Source organism: Pseudomonas sp. DR48, assembly GCF_019823085.1.
Lineage (GTDB): Bacteria > Pseudomonadota > Gammaproteobacteria > Pseudomonadales > Pseudomonadaceae > Aquipseudomonas.
Genome location: NZ_CP081946.1, coordinates 4444144 through 4454144 on the forward strand (window position 1 = coordinate 4444144; position 10001 = coordinate 4454144).

Here is a 10001-nt window from a genome sequence, read left to right on the forward strand (position 1 = left end):
AGCACGCCGGGGGAGGGAAATGGAGTGGGTGCTTTTTCGGGGATTCATTGTTTCCGGTAGAGCAAGTTAAGACCAGGTTTGCACCGAACGCCTGGTCTTGTTGGCCACGGCCAAGGGGGGCTATGTCAGATACTCGATCTAATGCCGGGTTGCCCTGATGTTGCTAGCGATCGCTGGCGCGGCGGCCGCTGGTGCCTGGACCCTTCAAGACTGGCGTTATGGTCAGGTGCTTGCCAAGCAGGCCGGCGAGGGTGACCAGGCGCGCCCAAGCGCGCCGCCTAGGAGGGTCGCTTGAAGGTCAGCGATGAAACCCCTAGAAGTAGCTCTCCGATGAAAAAGAGCTCAGCAACACCTATCTGATCGCCTTGCCACTTCTGATTTGCGCCTGTCAATCCTCCTTGCCGAGGATTCAACCGGTGGCTGTTCAGTGCCAGCCGGTACCGAAGCCGTCGGCGTGGTTCATGCAAGAACGCGTGCCCAACTTGACCAGCGCATGCTCAACGAGTTGTTGCCATAACCAGTGCCGGGGACCATGGCGTGATCGCTTTGGCCTCCTGCTAAACGGCGGTATGCAATACTTGATGACAGCAGCCACGATTTCGCAGGTTTGACTATTAACTCTGCGAAATTGGGGGGGCATGGGCGAACTAATAAATTTCGCCCCGCTTCGCATGGTCCTAGGGCCCCTAAAGTGTTTACTTCTTGTAATCCACGTACAGAGTCGAGCCGAGAGGGTGCTTTCCAACTTCATAGTCAGGGTTCAGTGTCGCGAGGTTGTGAGCAGCGATGCCAACTCCGGCGACCAAACCTATTGCAACCGCGCCAAGTGCCACCGGAGCACCAATGATGCTAGCGCCAGCAAAGCCAGCAAAACTTCCCATCGAAATCTTACGAGCCCGCATATAGATCCTCACTGACATACCCTGCTTTTCAATCGACTGTTCAAGCCACGTCAACGTATTCGAGTAGCGATCATATTCTCCGCATTCCAACACAAAGCTCTCGTGCGCCTTGATCTTCTCGATTATGAAATCATTGGTGACTTCAGTGATTTTGTAAACGCCAACGTCCATGGAGAGAGTCCTTATCTATGTTATATGCAATATATCGGTCGCGATCTAGCGACCTTTAGGGCCGCTCATTGCCCTTGGAATTACACACGAGGGGCAAATGATCAGAAACTCGCGTGGTGGCAATATAGTGTCGTTTTGTTGGGTTTCAAGGAGGCGGTTTAGGTTTGGTATAGCGATTCTTCCGTGGAGAGGTCCGCGTAGCACCGCATGGAAGGATTTTTGACGGTCGGGCAGAACACCGGAGGAAGAGAAATGCTAGGAGTCGAGGGATTTTCAAGTGACGAAGTCACTCGACGTTAAGCACTGTTGGGCATCGTTGCAGCGAGCGCCCCTTCAGGAGTCATGGTTTCAGCGGTGTGTAGCCCCATCTGCTTGCATGGGGTGCTAGGGGTCGAGTGTTCGAATCACTCCGTCCCGACCATATAATTCAAAGGGGTCGCGAGATTTTATCTCGCGACCCCTTTTTTATTAGTAAGTGTTTTTACCCCCACCCCAAGACTGGCTCTGTGTTCTATTCGGCATCGGTGTCAATAATCAACGCAAACTGGGTGGAGATTCCTTGACCGCCGACGTTACGATGGATTTTTCCTGGCGTTTGCTGAGACCAAAATATTGATCTCAGCAATCAGGTCATCGACCACCGAGAGCACGAATTCGATCGTTGTTTCATCAACGAATCTTCCGTCCCGGCATTTTTTGACCATTGGTGTCTATTTAACTGCATACACCTTGCGCACATACCCTGTGCTTTTCCAGGCGCACGGTGCGCCCTGCGCGACGAACACGCTGTCACCGGCGTTGACTGTAACGCTTGATCCGTCAGATCCCTGTAGCGTCACGCTGCCTTCGATCAAGTACATCAGTTCATTGAGCTTGTGCGCTCGGCCGTGGCGCTCGTAAGGCGTCGAGTCCCAGACCCCGACGCGCAGATTGGTTGCCGCATCCTCGAAGGCATTACGTGAACGGCATTGCGGCGTAGGGCCGATCAATATTTGCGGTTCTGGTGGGGCGGAAGGGGACAGCATCGCCAGCGGATCCAGCAAGGTCAGGCCGGGCGTCGGAGTTACGGTGGTCATAGTACAAAACGCCCATTGCGTACCGACGTGTGCCTCAATCTGTAGCGCGGTCCCGCGACCGATCACTGCGCTTGCGCCGACACCCAATTGCAGTGTCTGCTCCTCGGTTTTCAGCACGACGTGACCGGCATGGATCACGATCACTTCTGTGTGTGGGAAGTCATCGATATCAAGCACATCACCGATTGCCACAATGCCGGCAGACACGCCGTCGGTCCCGGACCAGGCAACCTGACGACAGTCAATCAACGGATCGGCAGCACTCAATGGCAGTGATTTGAAAGGTGTGACAACGCGACTGCCGTCGGCTCGAGCTAACAGTAAAACGGTAGGTTGGGGCATGCGGGTGACGCTCCATGCAAATAAAAGTGTTGGGTGGTAAGTGGTCTGTCACGGCAAGCGATCAGGCGATGGCTTGGGTGACCAGGGCAAACTGGCGCACGCCGTTGCTGGCTTGCGGCGGTGTGCCACGGGCCATTTGCGCCACGGTATCGACCTGTTTCAGGCCGGCGGTTTCCAGCCAGTCGCTCAAGCCACAATCCGCCGGAATGTCGATACGCACGAAGGTGTCCGGCACTTGGGCCAGTAACTCGCCGATCAGATGTTGAGCTTGTTCAAGGTTCTCGCAGACCACCGGGCCAATAACGCGACCCCGGCCGTAGGGACGCAACATGGCGAAGGCGCGCAGTTGACCATCGCGCTCAATGCCCACCGAATGCTCGACGACCTCGAGCAGGTCGGTGATCACGGTACTGCGCTCCAGCCCGGTACCGGCGTTAGCCAGTTCCAGCACGCGCGCCTTATCGGCGTCATGCAGTGGGCGACATTTTTCACCATCGGCCAATGGGGTAATTGCCGGGACTTGCGCCTGACCTTGGTGCTGCAGAATCCGACCGAACTCGACGAAGCCCTGGCTCACGTAAAGCGGTGCTCCGGCCAAGGTTGCGTTCAAAACCGGGATGCGTGGCTGGCACGCATCAAGCGCCCGTTCCATCAATTGGCGTCCGATCCCCTTGCCTTGATAGGCGTCGCTCACGATCACCAACCCAATGGTGGAGAAATCACCCTGGGGGCATGCGAATGCGGTGCCGATCAGGCGCTCGCCATCGTGCGCCACAAAGCCGTCGCTGATCCGCAGCAGCATGGCCCAGTCTTCCAGCCGATGGGGCCACTTCAATTGCACGGACAACGCGTGGGCTGCCGGTAGATCCGCAACCGTCATAGGGCGATAACCATAAGTGGATTGTTGCGAGGCGGACATGGCGAGTCTCCGTTAAAAAGTGTTTACGAGCGGCCGGATTTCCAGCGCGGTGGTGCCTGTATCCCATCTGCATGAAGGACTGACAAGAGGGTGTTGTACATTCGGCAGATTCCGCGAGGCAGAGGCCGCAAGACCACATTTACTACTTAATCGCATGGCAAGGTCGGCAGCAAATGCCTGGGCTTTTTTTCTACTATGGAGACAGAGTAAACGACTCGCCGGCTCATATCTGGAGCGCTCCATGGACAGTTTTGATCCTCGCCTAATCGCTGTGCGCAGCGCTCATTTCATTGGCGGCCAATACCGCGATGCTCAGCCTGTACTGGAGGTGGTGCGGACGACCAGGTGTAGGCCGGATTGCCGAAGCCGACCTTGGTGGACGAGGCCGTCAGCCATGACTGGCAGGCGTTCAACTGCAGTGATCTGGCTAGCCGTCCACCTCGGGAGCGGGCGCAGGGAATGCGTCGTTGGGCCGATCTGATCGACGCGGATGCCGAGACTCTCGCACCGCTTGAAGCGACGGGTTCGACCCGACCACATAAAGACGTGTTGGCCTGGCATTCGAAGCCAATTTGCGTTTCAAAAGGGTGCTGATCGACATCCTCCAATAACATCGCGATCCCGCAGGTGGCTGGCCAGCCGGAGAGGGCTGGCAGGCTCCAAACCACAGCAAACGGGCGCTTCCTCAGGGGGGCGCCCGTTTTCGTTTCATCTGGCGCAGTTTCTGCGGTTAATGACGGCACGTGCGGGTGGTACAGGGTTATAAAGGTCCATAAAAGCGCACAAATACGGGGTTTGCCCAAGGTAGGAGCGCGCCGCAAAGTCTGCTGAGGGGAGTGGCTAAAACGGTGGTTTGTATTGAGTAGAGGTCGCTTTTAACGCCATCTGCTGAATTCACGGTGTTGTAATGACGGTGTGCTGCAGCGTTGCATCACAGCTTCTCGAATGAAGCGAATGCTAGTCACGCCATGACCTAAACGAACTTCAGGACCGCACTCAATGAGCTTTCTTCGCCCCAAATTCATTACGTTCGACTGCTACGGTACACTGACCAATTTTCACATGGGCACGATGACTCGCGAGATTTTCGCTGATCGTGTTCCTGCGGCGCAGATGGACCAATTCGTCAAGGATTTCTCGGCCTATCGCCTGGATCAGGTCATGGGTGACTGGATGCCTTATGACGAAATCCTCAAGACCGCCCTGGCCCGGACCTGCAAGCGTTGGGGTATCGAATACCGCGACGAAGGCCAGCTGTATTACGACGCCGTACCCACCTGGGGCCCGCACCCTGATGTGCCGGCAGGTCTGTCGAAAATCGCCGACAAAATTCCCCTGGTCATTTTCTCCAACGCCAGCGACAGCCAGATAATGTCCAACGTCGACAAGCTCGGCGCGCCATTCCATAAGGTCTTCACCGCCGAACAGGCACAGGCTTACAAACCACGTCTGGCCGCCTTTGAGTACATGCTCGACAACCTCAACTGCGGCCCGGAAGACATCTTGCATGTGTCCTCCAGCTTCCGTTATGACCTGATGCCGGCCCATGACATGAAGATCAAGAACAAGGCGTTTGTCGCCCGTGGTCATGAAGTTCCTGCCAATGCCTTCTACAGCTACCAGCAAATCCCCGACATCGGCGGGCTGGCGGCATTGGTCGGTCTTTGAGTTGTAACGTAATGGCACTTTTCCTGGCATAGGCGGATTAGACATGGGCAGTGAATCCTACTGGCTCGACACCGCACCGGCGTTCACCGGTGCCCAGCTCGGCGCGTTGCCCGGGCAGGTTGACGTGGCCATCGTCGGCGGCGGTTTCACCGGCCTGGCGGCGGCTCGGGCGTTGGCCTTGAAAGGCGCCAGTGTCGTCGTGCTGGAGGCTGGGCGGGTGATCGGTGAAGCCTCGGGACGCAACGGCGGCCAGTGCAATACCGGGGTGGCCCAGGACTTCGCCGGTCTTAGTGCCAGCCTCGGTGTCGACAAGGCTCGGGCCTATTACAAGGCTTACGAAAGTGCGGTGCAGAGCGTGGTGTCGCTGGTAGATCAGGAGCAAATCGCCTGCGATCTGATTCGTAACGGCAAGCTGAAACTGGCAGCCAAGCCGATGCACTACGAAGGACTGGCACGAACCTGCGAACTGATTCGCCGGGAAGTCGATGCCGATGTCGAGTTGCTAAGCGCCGAACAGACCCGCACTGAAGTGCGTTCGGCGCAGTTCCACGGCGGCTTGCTGCAACGCAACGGTGTGCAGATGCACGTCGGGCGTTTCGGTGTCGGCCTGGCGGAAGCGGCGGCACGACATGGTGCGCTCATTCATCAAGGCACCTCGGTAATGGACTGGAAAGCCCGGGCTGGCGGATATCAGGTCAACACAAGCAAAGGTTCGCTGCACGCCGGACAAGTGATGCTCGCCACTGGCGCCTGTCAGCACGGCGGGCTGGGCTGGTATCGGCGGCGGATCGTGCCGGTGGGCAGTTTTGTGATTGTCACAGAAGTCCTGCCGCAGTCGTTGATCGAGCAATTGCTGCCCGGTCATCGTGCCTATGTCACCAGCCGCATGATCGGAAACTATTTCCGCTTGACCCCGGACAACCGTCTGCTGTTTGGCGGTCGTGCGCGGTTTGCCATGTCCGACAGCGTCAACGACGCCAAGAGCGGCAAGGTGCTGCAAGCGGCGATGGTGCAGATGTTCCCGCAGTTGGCCAACGTGAAAATCGATTACTGCTGGGGCGGGCTGGTCGACATGACTTCCGACCGTTTGCCTCGGGCCGGTCAGCACGGTGGGGTTTATCACTCCATGGGCTACAGCGGTCACGGGGTGCAGATGTCGGTGCACATGGGCCAGGTCATGGCCGAGGTCATGGACGGCAAGGTAGAGGCCAACCCCTGGCGCGAACTGGACTGGCCGGCGATTCCCGGGCATTTCGGCAAGCCGTGGTTCCTGCCGCTGGTGGGCGCTTATTACCGGTTCCAGGATTATTTACATTGAATTTGAAGTTGTGGCTTCACCGTCGTTTGCGTTTCAAGACGCTCCGGACAACCGCGAGCATGAGCCTTCTCATTATCGACAGGTACAGCTGATATGACTGACAACAAGATCGACTCGAAACTGATCTCCGGCCAAGAAAGCCTGAGAGTATTCGAAGGCCTCAATCGCGGCATGTCACGCCGCAGTGCCTTGCAAATGCTGGGGGTAGCCGGGGTGGCTGCCGCAGGCGCCGGTAGCCTGTTCGGTGCCGCCGGCAAACTGTTTGCCGACGAAGCCGCGAGCCCTGGAAAAGGCAAACCGGGCGGGCGGATTCGAGTCGCCGGCATGACCAGTTCCACCGCCGATACGTTAGACCCGGCCAAAGGTTCCTCATCCACCGACTACGCGCGCCATTTCATGTTCTACAACGGCCTGACCCGTTTCGACAGCCATATGGTGCCGCAATTGGAGTTGGCCGAGCGCATCGAAACCAGTGACGCCACGCTCTGGGTGATCACCTTGCGCAAAGAGGTGACCTTCCACAATGGCAAGGCTCTGACAGCCGCCGACGTGGTGTTTTCTCTATTGCGGCACAAGGACCCAATCACGGGTTCCAAGGTCATGCCTCTGGCGGAGCAGTTTGCCGAGATCAAGGCCACGGGCACCAACGAAGTACAGATCCGTCTGAGTGGTCCGAATGCCGAGCTGCCGTCGATGCTCGCGGTTTCACATTTGTTAATCGTTCCCGAAGGCACCACCGACTTCAACCAGGGAATCGGCACCGGGCCGTTCAAGGCCAAGGAGTTCAAACCGGGTGTGCGTTCGCTTGCTGTGCGCAATGCCGACTATTGGAAACCAGGTCTGCCTTACCTGGACGAAATCGAATTTATCGCCATTGGCGATGAACCCTCGCGGATTAATGCGTTGCTGTCGGGCGACGTGCAGATCATCAACGAAGTCAACCCGCGCTCGACGGTGCGTATCAAGGCCAGCGCCAAGCACCGGGTCGTCGATGCGCCGTCGGGCAACTACACTGACTTGATCATCCGTCAGGATCAGTTGCCCGGCAAAAGCCCTGAATTCACCCAGGCCATGAAGTACCTGATTGACCGCGAGCAGATCAAATCCGCGGTGTTCCGTGGCTTCGCGGTCGTGGGTAACGACCATCCGATTGCCCCGGGTTCGCGCTACTACAATGCCGATCTGCCGCAGACCGTCTACGACCCGGAAAAAGCCAAATTCCTGCTGAAGAAGGCCGGCATGGAAAGCATCAGCATGCCGGTGGCGGCATCGCCGGCCGCCACCGGTTCGGTGGACATCGCGGTGCTGTTGCAACAGTCGGCGAAACAGGCCGGGCTCAAGCTCGACGTCAACCGCTTGCCGAGTGACGGCTACTGGTCCAACCACTGGATGAAGCACCCGCTGAGCTTCGGCAACATCAACCCACGGCCGAACGCCGACGTGATGTTCTCGCAGTTCTTCCAGTCGAAAGCGCCGTGGAACGAATCCGGCTGGCAGAACGATCAGTTCGACCAGTTGCTGATGCTCGCTCGTGGTGAAACCGACGACGCCAAGCGCAGCAAGATGTACGCGGACATGCAAACCCTGGTGCATGACCACTGTGGTATCGGCGTACCGGTGTTTATCAGCAACATCGATGGTGTCGACCAGCGCGTCAAGGGCTACGGCAGCAACCCGCTGGGCGGCTTCATGGGCTACATGTTCGCTGAGCAGGTCTGGCTGGACGCTTGATGGATGCTCGGTTGGTACGTCAAGGACAGTGCAGGAGGGTAGGCGATGAATAGCAACACACTGTGGTTGATCGGCCGGCGTCTGGGCGCCGCGATCGTGACTTTGTTGATCGTGTCCATGGTCGTGTTTGCGATCACGGCGGTCCTGCCGGGGGACGCGGCGCAACAATCCCTCGGACAGTTCGCCACGCCGGAACAGGTGGCGGCGCTGCGCCTGAAACTGGGGCTCGATCAGCCCGGTGTGCTGCGTTACCTGCACTGGTTGATGAACCTGCTCAGCGGTGACATGGGGGTATCGGTGTCCAACGCCATGCCGGTCAGCGAGTTGATGGCCGGACGCGTGCCGAACACCCTGATGCTGGCGGCCGCTACGGCGCTGGTGTCGGTGCCGGTGGCATTGATTCTGGGCATCGGCTCGGCGATGGCGCGCGGTGGGCGCATAGACAGCTTCCTGAGCTTTTTCACCCTGGCCATGGTCGCCGTCCCGGAGTTTCTGGTGGCGACCCTGGCGGTGCTGATTTTTGCGGTAAACCTGGGCTGGTTGTCGGCGTTGTCCTATGCCAGCGACATCACCTCACCCTGGCAATTCATGCGCACTTACGCCTTGCCGGTGATGACGCTGTGCTGCGTCATCGTCGCGCAAATGGCCCGGATGACCCGGGCTGCGGTGATCGACCAGCTCGACAGCCCTTACGTGGAAATGGCTCGGCTCAAAGGCGTCAGCCCGATGCGCATCGTGCTGCGCCATGCCTTGCCCAATGCCATAGGGCCAATTGCCAACGCGATCGCCCTGAGCCTGTCGTACCTGCTGGGCGGGGTGGTGATTGTCGAGACGATCTTCAACTATCCCGGCATCGCCAGCCTGATGGTCGATGCCGTGACCAACCGTGACATGGCGCTGGTTCAGGCCTGCACCATGCTGTTTTGTACGGCATACCTGGGGCTGGTGCTACTCGCCGACCTTTGCGCGATTCTGTCTAACCCGAGGCTGAGAAACCAATGAACAATCTCATTGTGAAATCGACGCCTGCGACCCCCGACCTGTCGGCTGGCAAGAGGGCTCATGGCCCGGGCTGGCTGGGTCTGATCGGGGCTGCGATGTGCGTTATCTGGTTGCTGGTAGCGATCTTCGGCCCGTGGTTGGCACCACACCCGGTGGGCGAAGTGGTCTCCGATAATGTCTTCGACAGCATCAGCGCCCTTTACCCGTTCGGCACTGATTACCTTGGGCGTGACATGCTTAGTCGCATCCTCGTAGGTGCACGGTTCACCATTGGCCTGGCGTTGATCGCGGCGGTGTTGGCCAGCGGCCTGGGTACTAGTTGCGCGCTACTGTCTGTGGTTTCGCCCAAATGGCTGGACGAAGTGATCAGTCGCTTGATGGATGCGTTCATTTCGATCCCGAGCAAGATGCTGGCATTGATCATGGTCTCGGCTTTCGGCTCCTCAGTGACCTTGCTGATTTGCACTGCCGTATTGAGTTTCACCCCCGGCGCGTTTCGCATTGCGCGCAGCATGGCGGTGAACATCGAGGCGCTGGAATACGTGCAAGTGGCCCGTACCCGTGGTGAGCGTCGGTTGTACATCGCTTGCGTGGAAATTTTGCCCAACATGCTCAATCCGGTGTTGACCGACCTTGGCCTGCGCTTTGGCTTCATCGTGTTGCTGCTCAGCGGCATGAGTTTCCTTGGCCTCGGCGTGCAGCCTCCAGATGCCGACCTCGGTTCGCTGGTGCGGGAAAATATCGGCGGCCTCAACCAGGGCGCGCCGGCCATCGTGATTCCGGCGCTGGCCATCGGCACCCTGACCATCGGTGTGAATTTGTTTATCGACAGACTGTCGTCCCGACGTAGTCGCCGTACGGGAGGTCATTGA

The 10001-nt window shown here is 58.3% G+C and carries 8 protein-coding genes and 1 pseudogene; 6 read left to right on the top strand and 3 right to left on the bottom strand.

The genetic code is table 11. The features are described from left to right. The first annotated feature begins 157 nt into the window (after nt 1–157). A pseudogene (locus K5K95_RS33655) lies at nt 158–561 on the top strand (lysis protein). A 134-nt stretch (nt 562–695) separates the two neighbouring features. Here K5K95_RS33655 and K5K95_RS20180 read toward each other — a convergent pair. The 3 genes from K5K95_RS20180 to K5K95_RS20190 form a co-directional block, all read right to left on the bottom strand. Next, nucleotides 696–1073, bottom strand: a complete 378-nt coding sequence (locus K5K95_RS20180) for a hypothetical protein (protein ID WP_222585754.1) — start codon at nt 1071–1073, stop codon at nt 696–698. A gap of 710 nt (nt 1074–1783) precedes the next feature. After that, the gene (locus tag K5K95_RS20185) at nt 1784–2491 is read right to left on the bottom strand and encodes a cupin domain-containing protein (RefSeq protein WP_222585755.1); all 708 of its coding nucleotides are present in this window, start codon (nt 2489–2491) and stop codon (nt 1784–1786) included. Between the two features lie 61 nt (nt 2492–2552). After that, a complete protein-coding gene (locus K5K95_RS20190; RefSeq protein ID WP_222585756.1) occupies nt 2553–3410 on the bottom strand; it encodes a GNAT family N-acetyltransferase in 858 nt (285 codons plus the stop codon). Nucleotides 3411–4409: 999 nt separating this feature from the next. Here K5K95_RS20190 and K5K95_RS20195 point away from each other — a divergent pair. The 5 genes from K5K95_RS20195 (at nt 4410) to K5K95_RS20215 (ending at nt 10001) form a co-directional block, all read left to right on the top strand. Next, on the top strand, nt 4410–5078 hold the full coding sequence (locus K5K95_RS20195) for a haloacid dehalogenase type II (protein WP_222585757.1): 669 nt from the start codon (nt 4410–4412) through the stop codon (nt 5076–5078). 43 nt (nt 5079–5121) lie between these two features. Further along, nucleotides 5122–6396 carry an NAD(P)/FAD-dependent oxidoreductase gene (locus tag K5K95_RS20200; RefSeq protein WP_222585758.1) on the top strand — a complete coding sequence of 425 codons (1275 nt, stop codon included), beginning with the start codon at nt 5122–5124 and terminating at the stop codon, nt 6394–6396. 93 nt (nt 6397–6489) lie between these two features. Beyond that, complete coding sequence (locus K5K95_RS20205; protein WP_222585759.1) at nt 6490–8127, top strand: ABC transporter substrate-binding protein; 1638 nt, start codon at nt 6490–6492, stop codon at nt 8125–8127. Between the two features lie 45 nt (nt 8128–8172). Continuing rightward, nucleotides 8173–9129, top strand: a complete 957-nt coding sequence (locus tag K5K95_RS20210; RefSeq protein ID WP_222585760.1) for an ABC transporter permease — start codon at nt 8173–8175, stop codon at nt 9127–9129. Then, nucleotides 9126–10001 carry an ABC transporter permease gene (locus tag K5K95_RS20215; RefSeq protein WP_222585761.1) on the top strand — a complete coding sequence of 292 codons (876 nt, stop codon included), beginning with the start codon at nt 9126–9128 and terminating at the stop codon, nt 9999–10001. Before K5K95_RS20210 ends, K5K95_RS20215 begins: the two co-directional genes overlap by 4 nt.

Excerpts from the sequence above, each read along its gene's own strand:
- K5K95_RS20195 (WP_222585757.1), top strand. The coding sequence starts at position 4,410 with ATGAGCTTTCTTCGCCCCAAATTCATTACGTTCGACTGCTACGGTACA.
- K5K95_RS20210 (WP_222585760.1), top strand. The coding sequence starts at position 8,173 with ATGAATAGCAACACACTGTGGTTGATCGGCCGGCGTCTGGGCGCCGCG.
- K5K95_RS20185 (WP_222585755.1), bottom strand. The coding sequence starts at position 2,491 with ATGCCCCAACCTACCGTTTTACTGTTAGCTCGAGCCGACGGCAGTCGC.
- K5K95_RS20215 (WP_222585761.1), top strand. The coding sequence starts at position 9,126 with ATGAACAATCTCATTGTGAAATCGACGCCTGCGACCCCCGACCTGTCG.
- K5K95_RS20200 (WP_222585758.1), top strand. The coding sequence starts at position 5,122 with ATGGGCAGTGAATCCTACTGGCTCGACACCGCACCGGCGTTCACCGGT.
- K5K95_RS20180 (WP_222585754.1), bottom strand. The coding sequence starts at position 1,073 with ATGGACGTTGGCGTTTACAAAATCACTGAAGTCACCAATGATTTCATA.
- K5K95_RS20190 (WP_222585756.1), bottom strand. The coding sequence starts at position 3,410 with ATGTCCGCCTCGCAACAATCCACTTATGGTTATCGCCCTATGACGGTT.
- K5K95_RS20205 (WP_222585759.1), top strand. The coding sequence starts at position 6,490 with ATGACTGACAACAAGATCGACTCGAAACTGATCTCCGGCCAAGAAAGC.